The organism is Acinetobacter sp. Marseille-Q1623 (assembly GCF_902809895.1).
GTDB lineage: Bacteria > Pseudomonadota > Gammaproteobacteria > Pseudomonadales > Moraxellaceae > Acinetobacter > Acinetobacter piscicola_A.
In genome coordinates, this window is the sequence record NZ_CADDWG010000001.1 from 871,783 (window position 1) to 896,335 (window position 24,553).

The 24,553-nt window shown below is 37.8% G+C and carries 21 protein-coding genes; 16 read left to right on the forward strand and 5 right to left on the reverse strand.

The window, feature by feature from the left end; genetic code table 11:
• Positions 1-69: 69 nt before the first annotated feature.
• The 5 genes from HUV91_RS04055 (at position 70) to HUV91_RS04075 (ending at position 5,637) form a co-directional block, all read left to right on the forward strand.
• Positions 70-1,059: a putative oxygenase MesX gene (locus HUV91_RS04055; protein WP_174492611.1), complete on the forward strand. Its 990-nt coding sequence runs from the start codon at positions 70-72 to the stop codon at positions 1,057-1,059.
• A 78-nt stretch (positions 1,060-1,137) separates the two neighbouring features.
• Positions 1,138-2,181: a methionine synthase gene (locus tag HUV91_RS04060; protein ID WP_174492612.1), complete on the forward strand. Its 1,044-nt coding sequence runs from the start codon at positions 1,138-1,140 to the stop codon at positions 2,179-2,181.
• Between the two features lie 137 nt (positions 2,182-2,318).
• The gene (locus HUV91_RS04065) at positions 2,319-2,819 is read left to right on the forward strand and encodes a flavin reductase (RefSeq protein WP_130073488.1); all 501 of its coding nucleotides are present in this window, start codon (positions 2,319-2,321) and stop codon (positions 2,817-2,819) included.
• A gap of 88 nt (positions 2,820-2,907) precedes the next feature.
• Complete coding sequence (locus HUV91_RS04070) at positions 2,908-3,708, forward strand: sulfite exporter TauE/SafE family protein (RefSeq protein ID WP_174492613.1); 801 nt, start codon at positions 2,908-2,910, stop codon at positions 3,706-3,708.
• A 606-nt stretch (positions 3,709-4,314) separates the two neighbouring features.
• Entirely contained in the window at positions 4,315-5,637 is a 1,323-nt protein-coding gene (locus HUV91_RS04075; protein ID WP_174492614.1) for a condensation domain-containing protein, read from the forward strand.
• 25 nt (positions 5,638-5,662) lie between these two features.
• On the opposite strand, the gene HUV91_RS04080 is transcribed toward HUV91_RS04075, so the two are convergent.
• Positions 5,663-6,436 carry an SDR family oxidoreductase gene (locus tag HUV91_RS04080; protein ID WP_174492615.1) on the reverse strand — a complete coding sequence of 258 codons (774 nt, stop codon included), beginning with the start codon at positions 6,434-6,436 and terminating at the stop codon, positions 5,663-5,665.
• 148 nt (positions 6,437-6,584) lie between these two features.
• On the opposite strand from HUV91_RS04080, the gene HUV91_RS04085 reads away from it, so the two are divergent.
• The 5 genes from HUV91_RS04085 to HUV91_RS04105 are packed head-to-tail and all read left to right on the forward strand — an operon-like array spanning position 6,585 to position 11,628.
• Positions 6,585-7,811 (forward strand): isochorismate synthase, encoded by a 1,227-nt coding sequence (locus tag HUV91_RS04085; RefSeq protein WP_174492616.1) that lies wholly within the window; start codon positions 6,585-6,587, stop codon positions 7,809-7,811.
• 9 nt (positions 7,812-7,820) lie between these two features.
• The gene (locus tag HUV91_RS04090) at positions 7,821-9,488 is read left to right on the forward strand and encodes a (2,3-dihydroxybenzoyl)adenylate synthase (RefSeq protein WP_174492617.1); all 1,668 of its coding nucleotides are present in this window, start codon (positions 7,821-7,823) and stop codon (positions 9,486-9,488) included.
• Between the two features lie 40 nt (positions 9,489-9,528).
• Positions 9,529-10,191 (forward strand): isochorismatase family protein, encoded by a 663-nt coding sequence (locus HUV91_RS04095; protein ID WP_174492618.1) that lies wholly within the window; start codon positions 9,529-9,531, stop codon positions 10,189-10,191.
• Positions 10,188-10,427 (forward strand): phosphopantetheine-binding protein, encoded by a 240-nt coding sequence (locus HUV91_RS04100; protein ID WP_130073495.1) that lies wholly within the window; start codon positions 10,188-10,190, stop codon positions 10,425-10,427. The genes HUV91_RS04095 and HUV91_RS04100 overlap by 4 nt, the downstream gene beginning before the upstream one ends.
• 34 nt (positions 10,428-10,461) lie before the next feature.
• On the forward strand, positions 10,462-11,628 hold the full coding sequence (locus tag HUV91_RS04105) for a type III PLP-dependent enzyme (protein ID WP_174492619.1): 1,167 nt from the start codon (positions 10,462-10,464) through the stop codon (positions 11,626-11,628).
• A 66-nt stretch (positions 11,629-11,694) separates the two neighbouring features.
• Here HUV91_RS04105 and HUV91_RS04110 read toward each other — a convergent pair whose 3' ends face one another.
• On the reverse strand, positions 11,695-12,393 hold the full coding sequence (locus HUV91_RS04110; protein ID WP_174492620.1) for a DUF1826 domain-containing protein: 699 nt from the start codon (positions 12,391-12,393) through the stop codon (positions 11,695-11,697).
• Positions 12,394-12,731: 338 nt separating this feature from the next.
• Between HUV91_RS04110 and HUV91_RS04115 the strand changes: the two genes are divergently transcribed.
• The 3 genes from HUV91_RS04115 to HUV91_RS04125 all read left to right on the forward strand — a co-directional run bounded on the left by HUV91_RS04115 (position 12,732) and on the right by HUV91_RS04125 (position 15,098).
• Complete coding sequence (locus HUV91_RS04115) at positions 12,732-13,640, forward strand: hypothetical protein (RefSeq protein ID WP_174492621.1); 909 nt, start codon at positions 12,732-12,734, stop codon at positions 13,638-13,640.
• A complete protein-coding gene (locus HUV91_RS16570; protein ID WP_228721830.1) occupies positions 13,637-13,894 on the forward strand; it encodes an endonuclease V in 258 nt (85 codons plus the stop codon). Before HUV91_RS04115 ends, HUV91_RS16570 begins: the two co-directional genes overlap by 4 nt.
• Positions 13,895-14,507: 613 nt before the next feature.
• Positions 14,508-15,098 carry a uracil-DNA glycosylase family protein gene (locus HUV91_RS04125; protein ID WP_174492622.1) on the forward strand — a complete coding sequence of 197 codons (591 nt, stop codon included), beginning with the start codon at positions 14,508-14,510 and terminating at the stop codon, positions 15,096-15,098.
• Between the two features lie 90 nt (positions 15,099-15,188).
• Here the strand turns inward: HUV91_RS04125 and HUV91_RS04130 are convergent, their stop codons facing one another.
• Positions 15,189-16,583, reverse strand: coding sequence for an aspartate ammonia-lyase (locus HUV91_RS04130; RefSeq protein WP_174492623.1), 1,395 nt, complete (start codon positions 16,581-16,583; stop codon positions 15,189-15,191).
• 127 nt (positions 16,584-16,710) lie between these two features.
• Between HUV91_RS04130 and HUV91_RS04135 the strand changes: the two genes are divergently transcribed.
• The 3 genes from HUV91_RS04135 (at position 16,711) to HUV91_RS04145 (ending at position 21,043) form a co-directional block, all read left to right on the forward strand.
• Complete coding sequence (locus tag HUV91_RS04135; RefSeq protein WP_174492624.1) at positions 16,711-17,583, forward strand: LysR substrate-binding domain-containing protein; 873 nt, start codon at positions 16,711-16,713, stop codon at positions 17,581-17,583.
• Between the two features lie 117 nt (positions 17,584-17,700).
• Positions 17,701-18,507: a hypothetical protein gene (locus HUV91_RS04140; protein WP_174492625.1), complete on the forward strand. Its 807-nt coding sequence runs from the start codon at positions 17,701-17,703 to the stop codon at positions 18,505-18,507.
• A 340-nt stretch (positions 18,508-18,847) separates the two neighbouring features.
• A complete protein-coding gene (locus tag HUV91_RS04145; RefSeq protein ID WP_174492626.1) occupies positions 18,848-21,043 on the forward strand; it encodes an OsmC domain/YcaO domain-containing protein in 2,196 nt (731 codons plus the stop codon).
• Between the two features lie 705 nt (positions 21,044-21,748).
• Here the strand turns inward: HUV91_RS04145 and HUV91_RS04150 are convergent.
• Together HUV91_RS04150 and HUV91_RS04155 are read right to left on the reverse strand one after the other, a co-directional pair.
• Entirely contained in the window at positions 21,749-22,990 is a 1,242-nt protein-coding gene (locus HUV91_RS04150; RefSeq protein ID WP_174492627.1) for an OprD family outer membrane porin, read from the reverse strand.
• Positions 22,991-23,010: 20 nt separating this feature from the next.
• Positions 23,011-24,381 carry an MFS transporter gene (locus HUV91_RS04155; RefSeq protein ID WP_174492628.1) on the reverse strand — a complete coding sequence of 457 codons (1,371 nt, stop codon included), beginning with the start codon at positions 24,379-24,381 and terminating at the stop codon, positions 23,011-23,013.
• Between the last annotated feature and the right edge of the window lie 172 nt (positions 24,382-24,553).

Here is a 24,553-nt window from a genome sequence, read left to right on the forward strand (position 1 = left end):
TGGCTTTGAAGTATAAATATCCTCATTGAAAACATTTAAATTTATTTTTGAAATTCGGTGGTATTTCCCATGAGTAACGCATTTGCATGTTCACTTAAACGTATTCGTTTTGATGAAAACTATAAACCAGCTGACAGCACACGTCTGACCACTAATTTTGCCAATTTGGCACGTGGCGAACACCGTGAAGAAAATCTGCGCCGTACCTTGGCAATGATTAATAACCGTTTTAATAGTTTGGCTAGCTGTGACAATCCGAATGCTGATCGTTATTCCCTTGAAATCGATATTATTTCTGCCGAGATTGACATTGAGGGCAATGGTCAAACTTTCCCATTTATTGAAACTTTAAAAAGCACCATCATCGACCATAAAACCAATGAACGCATTGAAGGTATGATCGGCAACAGTTTTTCATCGTATGTACGTGACTATGACTTCAGCGTGGTATTGCCAACACTCGGCTGCAAATTCAATGAAAAACCTGAAGATTTTGGCGATTTACATGGCAAGCTATATCAACACTTAATCAATTCAGAGGTATTTAAAGCTGAATTTAAGAAACAACCTGTCATCTGTTTAAGTGTTTCAACGACAAAAACCTATTACCGTACTGCAAATGTGCATCCGATCTTAGGTGTGGAATACACCAATGATGATCACTCCCGTACAGATGATTATTTTGCAAAAATGGGCTTAAGCGTTCGTTACTTCAAACCTGAAAATGCGACTGCGCCATTGGCATTCTATTCAGCAAATAACTTACTGACCGACTATACAGATTTTGAATTGATCAGTGCGATCAGCACCATGGAAAGCTTCCAAAAAATCTACCGTCCTGAAATTTACAACACCAATGCGACAGCAGGCTTAGTGTATCAACCAAGCTTAAGCTTTGGCGATTACTCATTAACCCGTATTGTATATGACCGTGTTGAACGTGGTCAGTTGGCAGTTAAACAGGGCAAATGGACAGAAGAAAACTTTATCAAGCCATATCAAAACATTCTGAATGAGTGGGCTGCCAATTTTAATATTGAAAATGCAGACGCAGCTTAATTTTAAATCACGTAAATAGATGAAACACGGGTGAGTTAAACCACCCGTTTTAAAGAAAATAGAGATAGAAGATCGAATATGGCCCAATTAACACATCAAAAGTTACTTCCAACGTCAACTGCTGGCAGCTTACCTAAACCGTCTTGGCTGGCTGAACCTGAAAAACTGTGGTCAGCATGGAAGCTTGAAGGCGAAGAATTATTAGATGCAAAACGTGATGCGTTGAAATTATCTTTACATGAACAAATCCATGCAGGCATTGATATTGTGAGCGATGGTGAACAAACCCGTCAGCATTTTGTGACCACATTTATTGAACATCTTGAAGGGGTTGATTTCGAAAAGCGTGAAACGATGCGTATTCGCAATCGTTACGATGCAAGTGTACCGTCTGTCGTAGGTGAAGTATCGCGTAAGAAAGCAGTGTTTGTGGATGATGCAAAATTCTTACGCAGCCAAACCCATCAGCCGATCAAATGGGCTTTGCCTGGCCCGATGACGATGATTGATACTTTGTATGATGGTCATTACAAGAGCCGTGAAAAATTGGCTTGGGAATTTGCTAAAATCCTGAATCAAGAAGCTTTAGAGCTTGAAGCGGCAGGCGTGGACATCATTCAATTTGACGAGCCTGCGTTTAATGTATTTTTTGATGAAGTCAATGATTGGGGGATTGCGACCTTAGAGCGTGCGCTTGAAGGTTTGAAATGCGAAACTGCAGTTCACATTTGCTATGGTTATGGCATTAAAGCCAATACCGATTGGAAACAGACTTTGGGTAATGAATGGCGCCAATACGAAGAATCATTCCCGAAACTGCAGCAATCGAAGCTCGATATCATCTCACTTGAATGCCAAAACTCTCGTGTACCGATGGATTTAATCGAACTCATCCGCGGTAAAAAAGTGATGGTTGGTGCCATTGATGTCGCAACCAATGTGATTGAAACACCTGAACAGGTTGCAGATACCTTGCGTAAAGCTTTACAGTTTGTAGATGCAGATAAGCTATATCCTTCAACAAACTGCGGTATGGCGCCATTAGGACGTGAAGTGGCACAAGGCAAACTAAATGCGTTAAGCGCAGGTGCAGAGATTATTCGTCAGGAATTAGCTCGATAATTCAACATTTAACTTATATGTAAAGTTCCTTTTTCTAAAACGAACAAGGAACTACAAAGCAATATTTACATCTGAACGGCACAGTATTTTTAACATTACAGTCAAATACAGCGTTTTAGGCGAACAGGAACACGGTCATGGTGAATGCAACAGACTTTAAAAATGCAATGTCTTCGTTAACAAGTGCGGTCAATGTGGTGACCACCGTTGGCGAATCTGGTTTTCATGGTTTTACAGCATCTGCTGTGTGCAGTGTGACGGATACACCACCGACATTATTGGTCTGTATGAATAAGTCATCACGTTCTCATACGCATTTTGTTGAAAATAAAGTGTTGACGGTAAATGTGCTCGGTGCCCAGCATGAAAAACTGTCCAATGCATTTGCTTCATCTAAACTCAATTCAGATGAGCGCTTTGCTTTGGGAAAATGGACTGAGCTTGAAACAGGATCACCTGTGTTAGCTGATGCTTTGGTTAGTTTTGATTGTGAAATTTCAGATATTCAGGAAGTGGGAACACATACGATTTTTATCTGTCCAATTGTCGCAATTCAAAAGAATCAAGAAGATCAGGCTTTGGTTTATTTTAATCGTGCTTATCATCAAGTGGGTCAAACACAGGTTGAAATTGCTTAACTGTGTATGAATGCAATTGGCTATAGAGGTTTCTTGTTATAAATATTTCTCACTTCATTTTTTAATCCCTTTTAAAAGTTAGTATCTTGTGGAACTCATTATATTTTTAGTCATCGGGGCTTTGGCTGGTTTTGCAGCAGGGCTGTTTGGCGTCGGTGGCGGCACCATCATTGTGCCATTGTTATACATTGTCTTTACGCAAATGGGCTATGACCCTAATGTCATCATGCATTTGGCTTTAGGCACGTCATTGGCGACGATTGTTGTGACATCGATCAGTTCATTGATGGCACATCATAAAAATGGCGCTGTGATTTGGCCTGTATTTAAAAATTTAGCCCCGCCGATGGCGATTGGCTGTTTTGCAGGTGCTGGGATAGCAGGTTGGCTGTCAGGTGTACATTTACAATTTATTGTTGGTTTGTTTTTACTTTGGGTTGCCTACAATATGTTTATGGGCGCTAAAAAAGCGGTTGATTCCACCAAACAGTTACCCTCTACAGCAAAGCAAATGGGTGCTGGTGCAGGCATTGGGATTGCCTCGGCAATTTTTGGTATTGGTGGAGGAAGTTTAACGGTGCCATATCTGACACATTATGGTGTCGTCATGCAAAAAGCCGTAGGAACATCTGCAGCATGCGGTCTCCCGATTGCCATCGCTGGTGCTTTGGGCTTTATGGTCTTTGGTATGAATGCACAAGTGAACGTGCCAAATACCATTGGTTTTATTCATGTTTATGCTTTTTTAGGCATTAGTATCATGAGTTTCTTTACCGCAAAATACGGTGCAAAAGCAGCACATGCTTTATCACCAAGCGTATTAAAAAAATGTTTTGCTGTGTTATTACTGTGTGTTGGAAGTTTCTTTTTAGTCAAAGGCTTTCTTTAATATTTTGATGCCCAATGAACGTTTCATGTAATATCGTTTCAACAAATGATTCCTTCTCCTCTTAGGTTGCATCAGGGCTTACGCTAAGAGGAGAAGGGGGCTTGTGATCAATTCAGTGTGGTCATCATCACTTGTTGAGCTTTTCATTAGGCTAATGATAAAATTTTAGAAACAAAAATTCAGTGACGATGACCGTGACCCATCCACTGATCATTAAGATTAAAATAATTTCAAATTTTAAATTCACATTTATGCCTTAAAAAAATCACGGATCGTATACGTGCTTGTAATCGTTTTTTACCTTTAGCCCAAATGATTTTTCTTTGTTCATTACGTGTGGGAAGTATCGTGCTGAGGGAATAGATCTCGACATGTGTCGTCTACTCTTTGAAAAAATGTGGTTCAAGGTCTCATGATTTAACCATCGAAAACGAATCATGTTGGTTTATTGTAATGATAATAAATATCATTTGCAAATAATAATGATTATATTTAATAATTTACATCAATGCTTCCGACACAAAAGTATTCATCATTTTTCTTCAATATATATCGTTCAAATTTTTATAGATCTTGATAAAAATTGTTTGATTTAGGCAATGACTCATGCAAAAAATGCAATCTCTCGTTCCCTTAACTCGTGCACAACACAGTATGTGGAAAGGGCATCATTATCACGGCAGTTATCCATTTCATACCGCAGAATGGTTGGTGATCGAAGGTCCGCTTGATCGGGAAATCTTTCACCAAGCCATTGCATCTACGCTCAAAGAAGCCAAAGCATTACATTGGCGTGCGCTTGACATAGACGGTAAAGCCTACCGCGTTGATGATGTCGCCGTACGAGCAGCACAATTTATTGATTTATCACATTTAGATGAGCAAGCTGTTTTAGCTTGGGCAGATCAAGCCGTTGAACCACCGTTCGATCTCAGCACAGGGCATCTCTACGATTATATTTTTGTACACTTGGATGATGAAAAATACGGTTTATTTTTTAGAGCACATCATGTGGCATTGGATGGTTATGCCTATGGGTTGATGATTCATCGTTTTTTAGATTATTACCAATCTTTAAAAAATTCCACGGCATTGAAGAATAAAGCTTTTGAGCATTTTGATCGCTTTTTGGCAGAGGAACAGCGTTATTTACAATCGCCAAAAGCGCAGCAAGATTTAGCATTTTGGCGTGAAAATTTTTCCAACGAACTTGCTCCAAAGAAACGCCTCAAACGAAAATTAAAACAACCTTTTTATCAAGGTCCTCGCTATGAAGATGTGATTGATTGGGAAACACAGCAGCACATGAATGATTTAGCTGCACAACTAAAATTACCTAGTGCGATGGTGGTAATGGCAGTCATGATGCGCTATTTAGCCAAACAGTCAGGAGATCTTCAGCAATGTTTTGGCGTGCCCATGATGTCACGTTTAGGTACGGCGGCGATGCGCATTCCATGTTTAGTAATGAATATTTTGCCTTTACGTTTGGCAGGTACAGGACAGGAAAATCTAGCGCAAACGGTACAACTATTAGCACAGCGTTTTAATGAAATTCGTCCACACCAGAACAGCTATTTTGAGCAAATGCGTTATGTGCTAGACGGTTTTGAACCAATGGAAAATATTTTATTTGGTCCGATTGTCAATTGGATTCCTTATCCTTTGCCTGAACAATTTGAAGGGTGTAAATTAACCAAAACGACCATTTCTGCAGGTCCAATTGAAGATTTTGATATTGCCATTACCAATAAATTTGTCGATGGTGTCGAGCGTCTATACCTTGCTGTAGATGGTCACAAAGAACTTTATGATGTCGAGGCTTTAGCTGAATACTGGCATGATTTTATGCGGATGTTACGCCTATGGTTACAGCAACCTCAGCTAAAAGCAGACGATTTAACAATTGAAAAAAAACTGCCAGAGTAAATCTGGCAGTGGTGCTGAAAACTCATCAAACCCCAAGTGTTGCACCACCATCTACGACGAGTTCATGCATGGTGATTTGTTTGGCTTGATCTGAAAGTAAGAACAAAACAGCGTTGGCAATATCTTCGGGTTCAGCCATTTTCCCGAGTGGAATACCATTACGGTATTGTTCAAGATTTCCTTCAACAATGCCACGTGGTGGTTGCTCATCTGTCCATAATTGTTTTTGCATTTGTGTTAGGGTTGAGCCAGGCAATACCAAATTACAGCGAATACCATGCGGTGCAAGTTCTAAGGCAAGATTTTTAAAATAATGACTGACTGTGGCTTTGGTGGTGGCATATAGTCCCATATTCATACGTGGAATCAATGCGGCATTGGAGCTGATACTGACGATAGCCCCTGTTTGATGTGGCATCATTTGTTTGGCAACCCACTGTGACAATAGCGCAGGGCCTAGAAAATTGATGGCTAAATTATGCTGCCATTGGGTGGCTGTAGTATCGAGCAAACTGCCCATTTCCAAGATACCCGCAGCATTGACTAAGCCTGTAATGGTTTGATCAGCCCAAGGTGACCGTTGAATCTGTTCAATCAAACCATTTGTTTGAGAAATGTCATGCGCAATCGCATAAAAATTTTGTTGTTGCGATGGCGTAATTTTCTGCATGATTTCCCATGCTGTAAGTTCAGGATTGAGATCAATTCCAATCACTTGATGGTTTTGTTGCAATAATTTCGCTGCAACAACAGCACCAATACCTTGTGCGGCACCCGTCACAATAAAGACTGAAGACATATTTAAGTCCCTCTGATTTTTACAAAAGATAACAATTATCATTAATAAATGAGAATAATAATCATTATAGTAGTTGCGTTCAGCCCCTAGAGTCAAATGGCTTTTAGGCTGAATTGTTAAAAACATAACTGAAAATGCGAGAGCAAATATGTTGCCAGTAGAACCATCAGTATTTAAAAACATGATTGGAATAACCAAGGAAGATTTAATTGAAACCGATGTCGCAGGGTTTGTATTTGCAACACCTACAGGGGCAATTTCAAGTCAAAAGTTACTTGAAAATATTCAATTTGACCGTAATACAGCACTTTCTTTCGAGCAGCAGCAACAGGCATGGTTGCAACATGCACAACAAAAACTTCAACAAAAAATTCAGCAAACAGGAAATGCTGAACTGATTTTGGTTGGGAGTTTACCTTTTGATCATCGTGACTTACCTGAGATGTCCGTTGCTGAAGCGAAAAACAGCTATGTCAGTGATGGTTTAGCGCATTTAGCCGCAAGTAAAGGGCATTCAAACGTTCAAGCCACGTTGGTACCGCCACAAGTAGATTATGTCAACGGCGTGGCTAAACTCGTGGAGTTGATGAAAAAGACAGAATTAGAAAAAGCAGTGTTAGCGCGTGCGATCGATCTACACAGTACGCATAAATTCTCAGTCGTTGAATTATTCTATCGTTTATTTCATAACAATCCCGAAGGCTATACCTTTGCTTTGGCGCAAGACCCGAAAAAATCAGGTTGGTTTATGGGAGCAAGTCCTGAATTACTGATTGCCAAACAAAATCAATATGTCTTTAGCAATCCTGTTGCGGGTACCTTAGCAAGAAGTGCTGCCCCTCATGAAGACCAAGCACAGGCACAGCGTTTACTGACATCGACCAAAGATCAACATGAACATGCAGTGGTGATTGAAGCTATTGCAGATCAGCTTTCACCTTTATGTCAAAGTTTAACGATTCCAAAAACACCATCGCTGATTAAGACTCAAACGGTATGGCATTTAGCCACACAGATTAAGGGCACATTGAAAGATCCTGAAATGCATGTTTTTGATCTTATTTCTATTTTACATCCTACACCTGCGGTATGTGGTCAACCTGCACCTTTAGCACGTCAGTTAATTTCAGAACTAGAGCCCTTTCAAAGAAATTTATTTGCAGGAACCATGGGCTGGAGTGATGTCCAAGGCAATGGTGCGTGGGCAGTAAATGTACGTTGTGGTCGTATTTTTGAACATTCCGCGCGCTTATATGCGGGTGCAGGAATCGTGGAGGCATCGCAACCGACCAGTGAATTAAATGAAACTATTGCCAAGTTTAATACCATGCTGAATGGCTTAGGTTTAAACGCTGATCAACTCAGCTATCAATAAGGTGAAGCCATGTCTGAATCAAGCGTATTAGAACAAAAGCTGTGGGATGGCATTGTGCAATATCCACCTGAGTTTGTGGACAAATATATTGCAAAGGGGTATTGGCGTGGGCAAACCTTAACTGAGTTTTTCATCGAATGTGCAGATCAATATGCCGAGAATACCGCTTTAATTTGTGGTCAGCGTCATTTTAGTTATCGTCAATTACAACAACATATTGATGCGTTCGCCGTCTATTTAACACAAAAAAACTATCAAGTTGGCGACAGTGTGGTGATTCAACTGCCCAATATTGCAGAATTTTTTATTGCTTATTTTGCTGCGTTACGAATTGGTATGCGTCCTGTGATGAGTTTACCTGCGCACCGTCATGCAGAAGTCAGTCATTTTATTACCCAAACGCAAGCAAAATTGTATATCTGTGCCGATCAATTTATGGGTTTTGATTATCGTAAATTAGCGCGTGAATGCTTAAATCGTTGTGAAAGTTTAAAACAGGTTTTAGTGGTCGGTGATGTAATCGGTTATGAATCATGTTTTGAAGCATGGTCAAATACACAGGCATTTCAAAAACCGTGTGTGATTGAACCTCAAGTGAGCGCGCGTCATGTCGCATTTTTTCAATTGTCGGGTGGTAGTACAGGGACACCAAAACTAATTCCACGTACACACGATGACTATTTATATAGCGTGCGTGCTAGTGCTGAAATTTGTGAACTGAATCCTCAGACCAAAATGTTAATGGTGCTGCCTGTAGCACATAATTTTAGTCTAAGTTCCCCAGGCTCATTAGGAGTGTTTTATGCAGGTGGTACGTTAGTTTTATCGCCAGATCCTTCAGTAAGCACGTGTTTTGCGCTGATTCAACAGCACAAGATCTCACATGTGGCATTGGTTCCTGCCTTGGCTGCAACATGGGCAGAAGCTGTGCAAAAAGGTGCAGACAATATCTTCGCTCAATTAAAATTTTTACAAGTGGGCGGTGCCCGTTTGGCAGATGCTTTGGCACAACAATTGATAGAACAATATCAATGCCGTTTACAACAGGTTTTTGGTATGGCTGAAGGCTTGGTGAATTATACCCGCTATACAGATGATGTTGAGCAAATCATTGCTACACAAGGCAGTCGAATCAGTGCGGATGATGAAATCAAAGTGGTCGATGATGATGATCAAGAACTGGCTCAAGGTGAGTTAGGACATTTACTGACGCGAGGGCCTTATACCATTCGTGGTTATTTTAATGCACCAGAACATAATCGGAATGCATTTACTGTCGATGGTTTTTATCGCACAGGAGACTTAGTACGGATCAATGCGGCTGGCAACATCATTGTGGAAGGGCGTAGTAAAGAGCAAATTAATCGGGGCGGTGAAAAAATCGCGACCGAAGAAGTTGAACAAGTTTTAAATCAGCACCCTCAAGTGATTCAGTCGGCGTTGGTGTCGATGCCCGACGCAATGTTAGGTGAAAAAAGTTGCGCTTATATTCAATGGCGTAGCGATGCACAAGACCCGAGTACAACACGCTTAATGATGCAACTTCGACAGTACGTTCAAAACTATGGGTTGGCGACTTATAAGATTCCTGACCGTATCGAATTTGTTGCCGATATGCCTTATACGGCTTTGGGTAAAATCGATAAAAAAGCGCTCAGACAACGTTTAGTGGCGTAAAAATATTTTTAAATTTTATAAATTACAAGGTAAATCACACATGGCTATTCCACGTATTGCAAGTTATCCGATGCCACAAGCACAAAATTTCCCAACAAACAAAGTCAACTGGACGCTTGATCCAAGTCGTGCCGTACTATTGGTGCATGATTTACAACAATATTTCTTAGATTTTTATGATCAAAGCCAAGCCCCTATTCCTGAGTTGATTCAACATTGCCGTCAGTTGATTGATCAATGTCATGCGCAAGGCATTCCTGTGTATTACACAGCTCAACCTGGCGATCAGAGTGTAGAGCATCGTCAATTATTAACCGATTTTTGGGGCAAAGGCTTGGCTGCAGATCCGAATATTGTGCAGATTATTCCGAGTTTACAACCTACAGCACAGGATATTGTGTTGACCAAATGGCGTTATAGTGCATTTAAGAAAAGTGATTTTGAACAACGCATGAAAGATGCAGGGCGTGATCAACTGATGATTTGTGGGGTGTATGCACACATTGGTTGTTTACTAACTGCCGCTGAAGCCTTTATGTTGGATATGCAAGCCTTTTTAGTGGGGGATGCGCTCGCAGATTTTAGTTTAGCAGAGCATGAAATGGCACTGAAATATGCGACAGGTCGCTGTGCCAAAGTCGTAGATACAGCAACGGTATTAACCGAGTTGCAAACAGAAGCGCTCACAATGGAGGCTGTATGATGCATGCAGATTTAACTTTGGAAGGACTGCGTCAAACCATTGCCAAACAACTCGAAATCGACGCAAGTGAAATTCAAAATGATGACAATTTATTTATGCTCGGTCTTGATTCAGTGAGCCTGATGACCTTGGTTGGCCAATGGCGTGAACTTGGTATCAGTGTCGAATTTCAAGATTTAGTTGAAGAACCTACGCTGCAAGATTGGCAGTGCCGTTTAAAACACAATCTCGCTTGATTCAAGCGCCACAAAAAAAGCGAGTAAATGTTTGATGAACTTAGAGAATTATTATTCTTCACAACAATGGCAAAAAATCCAAAATTTTGCTGCAAACAAACCGAGTCCATTTTTAGTGGTGGATTTAGAGCGAATTGAATTTAAATATCAGGAACTGCAAGATAGCTTTCCCAAAGCACATCTATTTTATGCAGTCAAGGCCAATCCAAGTTGTGAAATTATTCAACGTTTAGACCAACTGGGTTCATATTTTGATATTGCCTCCATTTATGAATTAGATCGAGTGATGGCATGTGGTATTGCCGCTGAACGTATTTCCTTTGGTAATACCATTAAAAAAGCAGCAGATGTGAAATATGCATATGACAAAGGTGTTCGCTTATTTGTGACCGATGCACAGGCCGATTTAGAACAAATCGCGCAATTTGCACCCAATGCTCGAGTATTTGTCCGTGTGCTAGTAGAGTCGGGTACGACTTCAGATTGGCCATTATCACGTAAATTTGGTTGTGACCCTGATATGGCGATTGATCTGATGGTGAAAGCCCAACAGATGGGGCTACAACCTTATGGCGTATCCTTCCATGTTGGCAGTCAGCAAAATGATGTTACGGTATGGCGGACTGCACTGAAAACCGTAAAGCATGTGTTTGAGACCCTTGAGCAACAACATGGCATTCAGCTTGAATTGATCAATGCGGGTGGAGGTTTTCCTGCACAATATTTGGCAGATATTGACAGCATTCAAAGCTATGCACAGCAAATACAAAGCTATTTAGATGAATATTTTCAGCAAAAAATCACGCTGTTTTTAGAGCCAGGACGCTCACTTGTGGGGGATGCGGGTGTGATTGTCTCAGAGATTGTCCTTATTGCACATAAATCGGAGCAAGATGAAAAACGGTGGATTTATACCGATGTTGGGGTATTTAATGGCTTAATTGAAACATTAGGGGAAATGATTAAATACCCGATTTATACCCCTAAAATGCAGAATAATATGGCAAAATCTAACGTCATTTTGGCAGGCCCAACCTGTGACTCGACAGATATTATGTATGAGAAAATCGCTTATCCTTTGCCGCAAAATTTGGTCATGGGAGATCGTTTATATTGGCTCAGTACGGGTGCCTATACCACATCTTATGCATCCGTTGAGTTTAATGGCTATCCACCATTAAAAACCTTTTATTTAGAGTAGTGTATTGATTTAAATCAAAATTAACCCAATCCGCTGATGATTGCATTATCGTATTGGGTTAATGCATTAACAAATTAACAATAGGCGATATTCATCTTCATTTTCCTGAGGCGCGCGATGCACACAAGGCAAAACATGTTGTGTTGGATGGTCTACAGCTAAACGCCAAAGATGTCCTAGACCTAAATTGATTGGTTTGGCATCTGCTTTAGGTTCATAATGTAGATCAAAGAAATATTCTTTAAGAAAGTTTTCGAATTCTGCATCTGTACCATCATGAAGTTCTTTCAGTTTTGCTCTAATTTCAGGGATCAAGATTTTTTGCTGAACCTGAGCATTGGGTAAAATATCACTCGCAGCACCATAATAAGTACATAAAAAAGTGTCTGTTTCAATGGGCGAACGGTCGACATGATAGGAATAGACATCGGTTGAAATAAAATCAAGCTCATTGTCACGTTCATAATTTTTTAATAGATTGAGACACGGAGAAGCACCAAAATCGGTCAGTAGTTGTATATCATTGATGATGTGTTCTCGGGCAAGATGGGCATTTTTTGTGAGTTTTAAGGCACATAGATCATCCACAGAAACTTCAGTAATATTTTCAGTCAATTTAAGTTTGTTGACAATTTCTTTAAAATCACCAACTAAGTTTCTTTGCCAACACATGGCGTTGACAGCGCCGTGAAACTTTAAGGTGGTGAGTTCAGAAAAAGTAGAAACCACATCAATTTGATAGTGATCAAAAAGTGTATTTTTCATATCAGAATTAAATGAATAAATAACGTTGCATCATACACGTAGCGTCCTATAAATGGAAAATGAGATACGGATGTGATGTGTATATAAATTGGAATCAATAGGTTTGCTTTTTGACTATTGTTTATATATAAAAATCAACCAGTTTAGCATTCCATCTGAGAAGTATACTTTGTAAGGGGTGGAACGAGACAATTAAATTAAAAAATATCATAACATTCATATTCAAAATATGATATGTGCTGAAATAATAGTACTAATAAGCAAGGTGGGCGATTTGATGCTTGTACACATTGTAGTGGTATTATTCCTGAAGAGGTCAATATTCCAACGGGGCGAAAATGATGCAAAAAAGAATATTTGATTTTGGTTTGACGCTTAAAGATCAGTTGTACTATGACGGTGATGTCTTATTTACAGGAATCATGTTCTTTGAGGAAAAAAAATACTTTTATACAGCTTATCATGTTAATGCGGGAGTTAAAGGGGAGAAATATAGACCTGTTTGCTTAGCTGAAGAAATTGATGATGATCTTCCAATGGTTGATCCTGGTGTAGTCGTTTTTCATGGTGAGCAGGCTAAACTCAATGGCGAGTTATTTAATGGCGTTATTGTTCATGGATATTTTTCTGAAGCATATTATGAGGATGGTATTGAGGATACTTATATCAATTTTGGCAAAAATCAGTCAGTAGAGTCTTTTAATTTAGACCATGGTGGTATTTATGAACGTGGTAAAATAAATGAGGGAAAGTTGACAGAATATTGGTTCGATGATTATTTTTTTATTCGTTTTAACCCAGAAAATAAGTTGGGACGCTTACGGATTGAGAAGGACTTTTCTATATTAGGTCAAGAAAAGCTAGAATTATTTAAATTTCTCCCAGTACAATATCTATCAGATCTTCTCAATTGGGATTTTTCTGAACAACTTAATCTTGCTGGTGATTATATTGATGATGACTACGTCTCTAAACTTGTTCATTTAAGTAAGTTAACACAGGTACAGAAGATTGATTTTTATGAAACAAATGTTATAGATTTTAATTTTTTGTCAGAATTATATGAGTTAAGAAGTATTCATATTACAGTTAAAAGGAAATATTCCCCAACAGTGGAAGAGAAAATTTTGCAAGATGAATTAAATGAATCAATAGAGAAATGCTTACTGAATGTAAAGGCCACTTTCAAAGAAGAACGAAATTCAGATGTAAAAATTATTTTAAATCAATCAGAGTTAACATTATGATTGTTGTGATTGATGTTTATTATCACGAAAATACTGCTAAATGTGTAGCAGGTCTTTTTCAGGATTGGAATAGTGAGAAGTTCTATAAGATTTATGATTTGTTTATAAATGATATTACAGAGTATATTCCAGGACAATTTTATAAACGTGAACTTCCATGCATTTTGAAAATTTTAGAAAATATTCAAGAGGAATATGAGTGTATTGTAATTGATGGGTATGTATTTTTAGGGGCAGAAAAAAAACGGGTTTAGGTAAGCATTTATGGGATAATTTAAGTACTAAAAAACCAATTATTGGGGTGGCAAAGAATTATTTTAAAGATACGCCTGAGGATTCTGTTATTTTTCGAGGTCAAAGTCAAAAGCCACTATATATAACTTCTATTGATATTCCATTAAATATTGCAAAGGAAAGTATTATTAAAATGTATGGGGATCACAGGATTCCAGATTTAATCAAAAAAATAGATTTAGAAACTAGATTGTAATCATTTTTTGGAGGCTATATTCCCTCGTTCCACTATTTTATGTTGAAATGAGGAAATTTGTCGGTGTTAGATCATTCAAAATAATAATATTCACTTATGGCACGCAGTCGATATAAATTTCAAGATCACCAACATCCTTACTTTATGACATGTATGATTGTGCATTGGTTACCTATATTTTTAAGTCCACATATTTATTTTTTATCTCAATAAAGCACTGTCATTTAAGCTAATGAAATCAATCTTTATAAAAAACATTTTGTGAAAATATTGTGAATGACAAAATTCAGGATCATTTTTAAAAAATAAAAACCGATGTTTATGCACTAAAAGTGCTATGATTTAAGCCATAAATATCAATTTTTGAATTTATTTAAATGTCTGATTTAACTATAGAAACCCATCCTTTAGACCCATTTTTACCTAAAAATGCTAAGCTTTTGATGTTAGGTAGTTTTCCACCGCCAAAAACGCGTTGGAAAATGGATTTTTATTATCCGAACTATCAAAATGATATGTGGCGGATTTTTGGTTTAATTTTTTTTCAGGACAAAAACTACTTTTTAGATTTAGCTAATAAAAATTTCAAAGAACAAAAAATACGTGATTTTTTAAGCAAAAAGGGCATTGCAATTTTTGACACGGCGTATCAGGTCATCCGTTTACAAGGGAATGCTTCAGATAAATTTTTGCAGATCGAAACGCCAACCAATTTAAAATTATTGTTAGATCAGATGCCTGAATGTAGCAACATCATGACCACAGGTGATAAAGCCACAGATACTCTGATGTTGTCCATGCCTGAAGGTACTGACAAACCACAAATTGGTCAGGCGGTGCACACGATTTTTGATCAACGACATCTCACTTTATATCGTATGCCGTCATCCTCTCGAGCTTATCCTTTGGCCTTAGATCTGAAAGCAGCAGCATATCGAAATTTATTTCAACAAATCGGGCTATTGTAATAGACGAAAACATAGAGATTTAGATCTTCAACGCAGAGTAAAAAAGGAAATGTCCTGACATTTCCTTTTTGTTGACTGAATTGTTGATGTTTAGAAATTGACTAAATTTTTAATTGAAAAAATATCATCTAAAGATTGTTTACTCAGGAGTTTTTCATCTTCAATAATCGTAAAAATACTTTTACCTGTTTCATTGGCAGCTTTAGCAATGCGAGTGGTGGTTTCATAGCCCAAGTATGGATTCAGCGCGGTAATAATACCGATGGAATTATCCACGAAATTTTTACATTGTGATGCATTCGCCGTCACGCTATCAATACAATAATTTTTAAACATTTTGACGGTTTTTTCTAACAGATCAATAGATTCAAATAATTTGAGTGCAATTAACGGTTCCATCGCATTGAGTTGCAGTTGTCCTGACTCTGCTGCAAGGGTAATGGCTAAATCATTGGCAATAATTTGATAACATGCGATATTCACGGCTTCAGGAATAACAGGATTCACTTTACCCGGCATAATTGAACTGCCCGGTTGACGAGGCTCCAAATTAATTTCGTTGATACCCGTGCGTGGCCCACTTGAAAGCAAACGTAAATCATTGGCAATTTTTGACAATTTGGTTGCTGTACGTTTGAGTAAGCCTGACAGTAGAACAAAATCACCCATATCAGAACTTGCTTCGATTAAGTGTGGTGCAGTCATCATGGGACGTTGGGTGATATTCGACAATGCTGCAAGTGCTTCTTTCTTATATTGTTCAGAAGCATTAATTCCTGTACCAATCGCAGTGCCGCCAAGATTTACATAGCAGAGGGTTTCAGATGAAATATCGATGATTTTATCAATGTCTTTCTTTAAAGTGACTGAAAAACCTGAAAATTCCTGTCCGAGTGTCATCGGTACAGCATCTTGTAATTGGGTACGCCCCATTTTAACCACATTTGCAAACTCAATTCCTTTTTGCGCTAGACTTTCTACTAAGGCATTGAAAGGTGGTGTTAATTTTTCCAAGCTTAACAACAACCCAAGTTTAATTGCGGTTGGATAGACGTCATTGGTCGACTGCGACATATTGACATCATTATTGGGATGCAAATATTGGTATTCACCTTTTGCATGCCCCATAAACTCTAAAGCAATATTTGCAATGACTTCATTGGCATTCATATTGGTCGAAGTCCCAGCACCCCCTTGTAACATGTCAATTTGAAATTGATCTTGGTATTTGTCTTGTATTAATTCATTGCATGCAAATTGAATTGCTTTTCGCTTATTTTCAGGGAGTAATTCGGTACGATAGTTGGCTTCTGCACATGCCGACTTTACCATGGCAAGTGCTTTGATAAATAAAGGAAAGTGATATAGTTTTGTTGCACTTAAATTAAAATTTTCGAGTGCTCTTAATGTTTGTACGCCATAATAGGCTTGTGCAGGAATTTCTTTTTGACCAAGTAAATCTGATTCTAAACGATGCTGAGACATGAAGATTGTCCAATGAAGATTTAATAAAAGCATAAAATTAAAAAATCAGCCTGACCAATGCAAAAAATGAAAAATGTATGCATTTTTTGCATACAATGAAGGTGTTTTAACCAAAGGAAAACGTAAAATGAGTTTAGATATTCGATGGATTGAAGATATTTTGGCACTGGATACAATGAAGTCGATTTCTAAAGCGGCAGAAATTCGTTTTGTCACGCAGTCGGCATTTACACGAAGAATCCAGCAAATTGAAATGGATTTAGGACAAGAAATTCTGATAAGAAACGGCAAAAATATTGAATTTAATGAAGTTGGACAAGTGCTTTTATCCACGGCGAAAAATATCAAAGATCAACTCGATCTGACTTTAGGCTTGCTGAATAAACTCAATACACAAGATAAAATTATTAAATTTTCGGTATCTCATTCATTAATGTCGAATTATTTCTCACAAGTTGTGAAATTTTTACCCGAAAAATTAAAGGATTTTCATCTTGAAATCATTACCAATAACGTAGGTGAAGGATTAAAAAATTTAAAGGAGGGAGGCTGTCATTTTTTAATTTGTTATGCAGATGCCACCTTATTAAATGCTTTGGATGACAGTTTAATTAGCCATTGTAAATTAGGGGAAATGGATATTATTCCTGTATGTACGGTAGAACAAACTTATGATTTTGAGAAAGATAAGCACATCCCATTGTTGATGTATGGCGCTAAAGCTTATTTAAGGAAATATGTAGATCAGATTGTTCATGCCTTGGATTATAAAATTTTATATGAAACTGATAATGCATTAGATTTAAAAGAATTGGTTCTACAGGGCTTAGGAGTGGCTTGGCTGCCTAAAAATGTGGTGAATAATGAAATTAAGCAAAATAAATTAAAAATAGTGGGTAATGCATCTTATTATTCAAGACAAGAAATTCATATTTTAAAAAGTAAAATCAATGCCAATCCCAACTTGCAATTGGTGTGGGAGAGTTTGACGCAACATTAAACAGATCAGTGGAAAAAGTGCATCTGTTATAGGAAATTAGCCGAAATCTGTCTATAGATGAAAGACTATAGGCTTTTTATACTATAACAGTGCAAAATGAATACATTGGAATTATGTATGTTTAAAACAAAAATACTTCAGCAAATCAGCGAAGTTTTTGCAGGTGAAATCTGCTTTAAAACGATTTTAGACCAACAAGATTTCACTCAAGATCGTCTTGAGGCTCAATTATTGCATGCGGCTCAACTTAGAAATCAACAACCTTCTCATTTTAATGCAATTATTCAAAGTGCGATTCATCCTTTCAGTCATGATATTGCCTATTTATTTGCACCTTTTATTTTGTCCAATTTAAATCTAAAAACGCTTTATACCACCCCGAAAACCCCGACGGTATTGACGGTTTTTAATTCATATTTCAATACCAGTGAGATGCAACTGGCACAGCATACTGAAATTTTAAAAGACTTAAATTTTTCCATTCAATTGAGTGATGTAGCGCAAAATGAGGCTGAATTTTTATATCAATATTTACTCGCTGCGTTATGTAATGAAAAAATCAATCATATTTTTATCATTTCAGATGTTCAGCCCAATTTAACTCAATTAAAAACTTTAGAAATACAACTGGGGGTTAGAATTTTTACACTGGCTAAAGTCACTAAAAAATTAGACATTGCAGTGTTAGATATGCGTAAATTATTATTTAAAAACAAAGATACGCAGTATATGCAACTGTGTGCAGATTTTGCAGAAATAAATGCTCAAATTTTAGTTCCTTTGATGACGTTAACGCAGCATCAGGCACAACATTTGATTGATGATATGTTTTATTCAGAACATATTTTTGAAAAATTATCTGTCTATAGCGAATATATGAGCACCTGTATTTTTAATGCTCAGCAATTGGTTCGGGCACCATAATGGACAGACAAGGAAGAACGATAGAATGTCTTTTTTTGATCGTTCTATCACTTTTCAACTTGCTTTGTTGGTTTTGCCTGCTCAGTAATCGATCTGATAGGGGGAAGCATAAATTTTATAAAATTTAAGCAAAATGATACGGAATTACAGACAAACATTATCAACTGCTTAAAATCCCTTTATAATAGTGCCCATTCTTTTTGAGTGATGGAAATTGAAATATTTCAATTTCATTCATTCGCTCATTTTTCTATTTTTAGTCAATTGCTAAAATTCGACTGATTTAAATATTTTGCAATTTATGTGCTTGTAAATACACATAAAAGCTTTAGGTGCTCACATGGAAATCAAAGTCAATTATCTCGACAATCTTCGACAAGAGGCGAAGTTTGATGACTTCACGGTGATTGCCGATCAGCCGATTCGCTACAAAGGCGATGGCTCTGCACCAGGACCGTTTGATTATTTCCTTGCATCTTCGGCTTTATGTGCAGCGTATTTTGTAAAAGTGTATTGTGCAGCACGTGACATTCCCACTGATAATATTCGCTTGTCGCAAAATAATATTGTTGATCCTGAAAATCGTTATAAGCAAATTTTTAAAATTCAGGTGGAATTGCCTGCCGATATTTCAGACAAAGACCGTCAGGGTATTTTACGTTCCATTGACCGTTGTACCGTCAAAAAAGTGATTCAGACGGGTCCAGAGTTTGTCATTGAAGAAGTGGAAAGCATTGATGCAGATGCTCAAGCTTTGCTCATGCCAGACCTCGCCAAAGAAAGTACCACCTTTATTGCGGGTAAAGACTTACCTTTAGAAGAAACCATTGCCAATATGTCAGCAATTTTGGCAGGTTTAGGTATGAAAATTGAGATTTCTTCATGGCGTAATATTGTCCCAAATGTATGGTCTTTGCATATCCGTGATGCACAATCGCCGATGTGTTTTACCAATGGTAAAGGCTCCACCAAAGAAAGTGCCTTGGCATCAGCTTTAGGCGAGTTTATTGAGCGTTTAAACTGTAATTTCTTCTATAACGATCAGTTTTGGGGAGAAGACATTGCCAATGCTGCATTTGTACATTATCCAGATGAAAAGTGGTTCCAACCGGGGCCAAATGGTGAATTACCGACTGAAATCTTAGATGACTATACCCGTGAAATTTATGACCCTGAAAATGAGTTATTAGGTACACATTTATATGACACCAACTCAGGCAATAAAGCCCGTGGTATTTGTTCATTGCCCTTTGTACGTCAGTCGGATGGCGAAACAGTCTACTTCCCATCGAATTTGATTGAAAATTTGTATCTTTCTAATGGTATGAGTGCAGGCAATACTTTGGCTGAAGCGCAAGTACAATGTTTGTCTGAAATTTTTGAACGTGCCGTGAAACGTGACATTATTGCAGGTGAAATCGCATTACCTGATGTTCCTGAAGACGTTTTAGCGAAATATCCGCGTATTGTTGAAGGCATTAAGGGTTTAGAAGAGCAAGGTTTCCCTGTTTTAGTCAAAGATGCTTCACTTGGTGGAAAATATCCTGTGATGTGTGTCACTTTGATGAATCCACGTACTGGGGGTGTTTTTGCTTCGTTTGGTGCACATCCAAAACTTGAAGTTGCATTGGAACGTAGCTTAACAGAGTTGCTACAAGGACGTAGTTTCGAGGGTTTAAATGACTTACCAAAACCGACTTTTAGTCGCAATGCAGTGACTGAACCTAATAATTTTGTTGAACATTTTATTGATTCAAGCGGTGTGGTGTCTTGGAAATTCTTTAGTGCACAGTCAGATTATGAGTTTGTGGAATGGGATTTTACAGGCAAAGGTGATAATGAAGCCGAGGCTGCAACCTTGTTCAAAATTTTAGAAGATATGGGTAAAGATGCCTATATGGCGGTATATCAGCACCTTGGTGCAACAGCTTGTCGTATATTGGTGCCTGATTATTCTGAAATTTATTTGGTTGAAGATTTAATTTGGGACAACACCAACAAAGCCTTAGACTTCCGTGAAGATATTTTAAATATTCACCGTTTAGATGAAGAACAGCTTGAAGCTTTGGTGGAACGTTTAGAAGAAGTTGAAGTTGATGACTATACCGATATTGTCACCTTGATCGGGATTGAGTTTGATGACAATACCGTGTGGGGACAATTGACCGTTTTAGAACTTAAACTTCTAATTTATATTGCATTGCAAGAATTTGAAGCAGCTAAAGATTTGGTGGAACAATTCTTACAATACAATACCAATACGGTAGAGCGTGGTTTGTTCTATCAATGTATGAATGTGGTCTTAGAAGTTGAGCTTGATGATGAGCTTGATCTTAATGATTATGAACACAATTTCCGCCGTATGTTTGGGGATGAACGGATGGATGCAGTGATTGGTTCAATGGATGGCAGTATTCGTTTTTACGGATTAACTGAAACCAATATGCAACTTGAAGGTTTAGATCGTCATTTGCGTTTAATTGAAAGTTATAAAAAACTACACGCAGCACGTGCAAAATTTGTTGCCGCTTCTTAAAAATTAGTAGCGATTTATCTGTAAATAAAACGTCCTATGGGGCGTTTTATTTTTGTAATTTGAGCATCAAATGTTTCGCTTAAATCGGAAATCGTTCAGTCGTCATGATATGACTCATCATTTTAAAAATAAAACTGCTTGAGGCTAAATCCTGTTCAATACAATATTGCTCAACCCAATCATAATAATCTTCAGGTAAATCAGAAGAAACGCCTCGTTCCCAATAATTATTTGCATAAAAAAAGAAACATTATCCAATGATATTCATAATCATGGGAAATCATTGCAGCTCCTAACGCTCCACGAATAGGCTGTTGGCAAACACTTGATTCAGCGACGATATTTTGTGCTTCTTGTAGGTTTTTTTGCGCATATTTCGCAATGGTTGCTTCTACAATTCTGACCTATGTATAAAAGTTGAAAATGATTTTTTCATTTGGATCATCTTCACCATTAAAAACCAAGTTATCTTTAATTTCTTGCTGCACTATTTTCCTTATCTTTGTTTTAATTAAATATTTTAAGTATAGAGAATTTTATTCCTGTTTTGAATGGATTAGACATTATCATGAAAAATAGCTAAGTGTACGGTCATAAAAATGTGGAAAATAATTATGGAAAAAATTGAGTGAATTTATTTGAGTTTGGATGTTATGAGTAACCGAATCACATTCTCTATTGACTCAGTTACTCATATATGTGAACTTAAAACTTATATTGATAGTTAATAAAGAAACGATTTTCCATAAAGTCATTGCCATGATCTTGATCATATTTAGCAAATAGATGCTGTATAGAAAGACCTTTTAACTTGGGGGTTTGAAAGTTGTAACTTGTAAATAAGTTAAATTCAGATTCTTCATTTTTCTGCCCATTGGCCATTTTGATATCGCGTCCTGAGGCGTATTTCGCAGTACTTATTAACCCTGGAATATAGTCTTTAAAGTCATAACTATAAATGAAATGCCAAGATTTTTCATTTTTCTTGAAAAAACCTGTAACATTCCAGTTAATAAAATACAGTTCGGGCAAAAAACCATCAGGTAACGGATAGGCATCACCAATAATTTGTTGATAACCCACGCTAACACTATGATTATTTAACTTAACTGTTTCTAATAGCCCAATATTCTGACTGTCAATATTCAAAGCACTGTTATTGTCCTGTGAATTAAAATAGCGCAATTTAGAATGTAGTGCGATATTTTTCGCAATCGGATACTGATATTCGATACCTAAATAATGTTTATCATACAACTTATCCAAATGCCCATAGTAGTAATTCACATTCAAATCTTTATTTGCATCATAAACTAAGTTGATATAATCCAAACCATCTGAATAGTGTTTTACACCATTCTGCGTATAAGAAAATTTATAAAAATCTTCTTGGTTGCGTGGTGAGTTTTTCGTAACACGCCCAAGCTCAACTTTCAATTTATCCATTACGGGAAATTTTAAATTTGCACCCAAATAAGAAGTTAAAAGTTGGCGACTTGTGTCGACTGTAGTCATGGGAAGATTGAGCCATAGCTCACCCACTCGTAGTTCTGCCTGATCATATTTAAGCTTTAGCGTTCCGCCATATTTCAAATAATCATCTGCTTGTTCTTTTTTGATAGGATCAAAAGGCAATACGGTATCATCAACATGTTTGTCACTGCTGAGGCGTACAGCATATTGCACTGAACCATCAACCCCGATTTGAATAGGCTGATCTAAAATTTGTAACGGTGTATCATGAAATTTTGAATTGTAAAATAATGAGATACCTTGTGACCAACTGCCTGTGTCTTTGATATTTCCCTGATCAAAATTGCGGTCAATATAGGCATTTTTCAAGGTGATTTTCCATTCATCTTCGGCATGCAATTGCTGCATCAAGGCACAAGTGTTGATGAGGATGAGTGCTGAAAAAAGTGTTGAGAATGAGCGTTTTGTTAACATAAGACATCCTTGACTTAAGTTTATTTCCAAATAAAAGGAGATTGTTTTTGAATATCTTCAGCATCAGGCTCTAAAGCTATTCCCGAGCGGTCTTTGAAAATACAAATGGCAAGGAAGGCGATCACCGACATCACTGTTAAATAGGCACTGACCAAATAAATTCCATTTACTTTACCAATCAATGCGGCTGCAATGAGTGGTGCAAATGCGCCACCGATGATTGAACCAATGGCATAAGTAATCGAAATCCCTGAGAAACGGATGGAAGCAGGGAATAGCTCTGAGTAGAAAACCGCTTGTACACCATAAGTCATCCCAATTCCCATGGATAACAATGTCAAGCCCAGCATGATCAAACCGTAACTGCCTGTGCTGATCAGAGGAAATAAGGTAAGAGCAGTAATGACTTGAATGACTGAACCGATGATATAAATTGGTTTTCGTCCAAATTTGTCCGAAAGTACCGCAGATAACCACGTGAAAAATGTCCAGATCACGGCTGAAATACTCACCAAACCTAAAATGGTTGGGCGGTCTAAGTTTAAACCTTTGGGATTGGTGGTGAAGCTTTGAATAAAACCACCCGCCGTCATATAGCCTAGTGCGGTTGTGCCTGCAATCAGTAAAGCTGAGCTGAAAATGACTTTTTTGTATTGAGCAAATAATTCACGGATCGGTTTTTGGGTAGTGCCTTTTTGCTTTAATTCCTCAAAAATAGGGCTTTCTTCAACTGAACGACGAATCCAATACCCCAAAGCAAACAGAAAAATGCTGAGTAAAAAGGGGATGCGCCAGCCCCAAGCCATAAACTCTTCACCCGGTGAGACATAGCCTGTCATTACTACAAGCACCAATGATGCAAGCAATAAACCCAATGGCACACCAAGCTGTGGAAATGCACTAAATAGTCCTCGTTTTTCAGTTGGTGCATGTTCAACCGCCATTAATACCGCACCTCCCCATTCACCACCTGCGGAAATGCCTTGTAAGATCCGCAGTAAAATTAACATGATCGGGGCAGCGATACCGATGTGATCATAAGTGGGTAATAAGCCTATCAAGGTAGTGGTACCGCCCATCATAATCAAAGTAATGGCAAGTACCGTTTTACGCCCAAATTTATCGCCAAAATAACCTGCGATAAATGCGCCAAAAGGACGAAAAATAAAACTAATTCCCACCGATGCAAACACTAAAAGTGTGGCAAATATGGGACCTGCGGGTTTAAAGAACAGTTGATTAAAGACTAAGCCTGCGACTGCGGCATAAATAAAATAGTCATACCATTCGATGGTAGTGCCAACAATGGTCGCCATCGCAATTTTTCGGGTACGTGACGCATGGGGCTGTGCAAGCGTCGGGTTGTGCAGTTCTACGTGAGAATGTTCCATAGCATTTCCTTTTTTTGTACTGTGCGAGTGGTTTCAATCTATTTTTTAGTTTTTTGATTGAACCCAAGTCCTTATCGCCATGATTCGTCATGAATCAAGTGATTTAATTATGCTGAATATTTTTAAAAAAGATACAATATAAATAATATTTATTTTAAATAGTATCTTTTAT

Bases quoted from the DNA above. Each gene is read 5' to 3' on its own strand.
- HUV91_RS04105 (WP_174492619.1), top strand. From the start codon at position 10,462: ATGAACTTAGAGAATTATTATTCTTCACAACAATGGCAAAAAATCCAA.
- HUV91_RS04080 (WP_174492615.1), bottom strand. From the start codon at position 6,436: ATGTCTTCAGTCTTTATTGTGACGGGTGCCGCACAAGGTATTGGTGCT.
- HUV91_RS04065 (WP_130073488.1), top strand. From the start codon at position 2,319: ATGGTGAATGCAACAGACTTTAAAAATGCAATGTCTTCGTTAACAAGT.
- HUV91_RS04060 (WP_174492612.1), top strand. From the start codon at position 1,138: ATGGCCCAATTAACACATCAAAAGTTACTTCCAACGTCAACTGCTGGC.
- HUV91_RS04090 (WP_174492617.1), top strand. From the start codon at position 7,821: ATGTCTGAATCAAGCGTATTAGAACAAAAGCTGTGGGATGGCATTGTG.
- HUV91_RS04075 (WP_174492614.1), top strand. From the start codon at position 4,315: ATGCAAAAAATGCAATCTCTCGTTCCCTTAACTCGTGCACAACACAGT.
- HUV91_RS04155 (WP_174492628.1), bottom strand. From the start codon at position 24,381: ATGGAACATTCTCACGTAGAACTGCACAACCCGACGCTTGCACAGCCC.
- HUV91_RS16570 (WP_228721830.1), top strand. From the start codon at position 13,637: ATGATTGTTGTGATTGATGTTTATTATCACGAAAATACTGCTAAATGT.
- HUV91_RS04085 (WP_174492616.1), top strand. From the start codon at position 6,585: ATGTTGCCAGTAGAACCATCAGTATTTAAAAACATGATTGGAATAACC.
- HUV91_RS04125 (WP_174492622.1), top strand. From the start codon at position 14,508: ATGTCTGATTTAACTATAGAAACCCATCCTTTAGACCCATTTTTACCT.
- HUV91_RS04140 (WP_174492625.1), top strand. From the start codon at position 17,701: ATGTTTAAAACAAAAATACTTCAGCAAATCAGCGAAGTTTTTGCAGGT.
- HUV91_RS04095 (WP_174492618.1), top strand. From the start codon at position 9,529: ATGGCTATTCCACGTATTGCAAGTTATCCGATGCCACAAGCACAAAAT.
- HUV91_RS04135 (WP_174492624.1), top strand. From the start codon at position 16,711: ATGAGTTTAGATATTCGATGGATTGAAGATATTTTGGCACTGGATACA.
- HUV91_RS04115 (WP_174492621.1), top strand. From the start codon at position 12,732: ATGATGCAAAAAAGAATATTTGATTTTGGTTTGACGCTTAAAGATCAG.
- HUV91_RS04145 (WP_174492626.1), top strand. From the start codon at position 18,848: ATGGAAATCAAAGTCAATTATCTCGACAATCTTCGACAAGAGGCGAAG.
- HUV91_RS04055 (WP_174492611.1), top strand. From the start codon at position 70: ATGAGTAACGCATTTGCATGTTCACTTAAACGTATTCGTTTTGATGAA.
- HUV91_RS04110 (WP_174492620.1), bottom strand. From the start codon at position 12,393: ATGAAAAATACACTTTTTGATCACTATCAAATTGATGTGGTTTCTACT.
- HUV91_RS04130 (WP_174492623.1), bottom strand. From the start codon at position 16,583: ATGTCTCAGCATCGTTTAGAATCAGATTTACTTGGTCAAAAAGAAATT.
- HUV91_RS04100 (WP_130073495.1), top strand. From the start codon at position 10,188: ATGATGCATGCAGATTTAACTTTGGAAGGACTGCGTCAAACCATTGCC.
- HUV91_RS04150 (WP_174492627.1), bottom strand. From the start codon at position 22,990: ATGTTAACAAAACGCTCATTCTCAACACTTTTTTCAGCACTCATCCTC.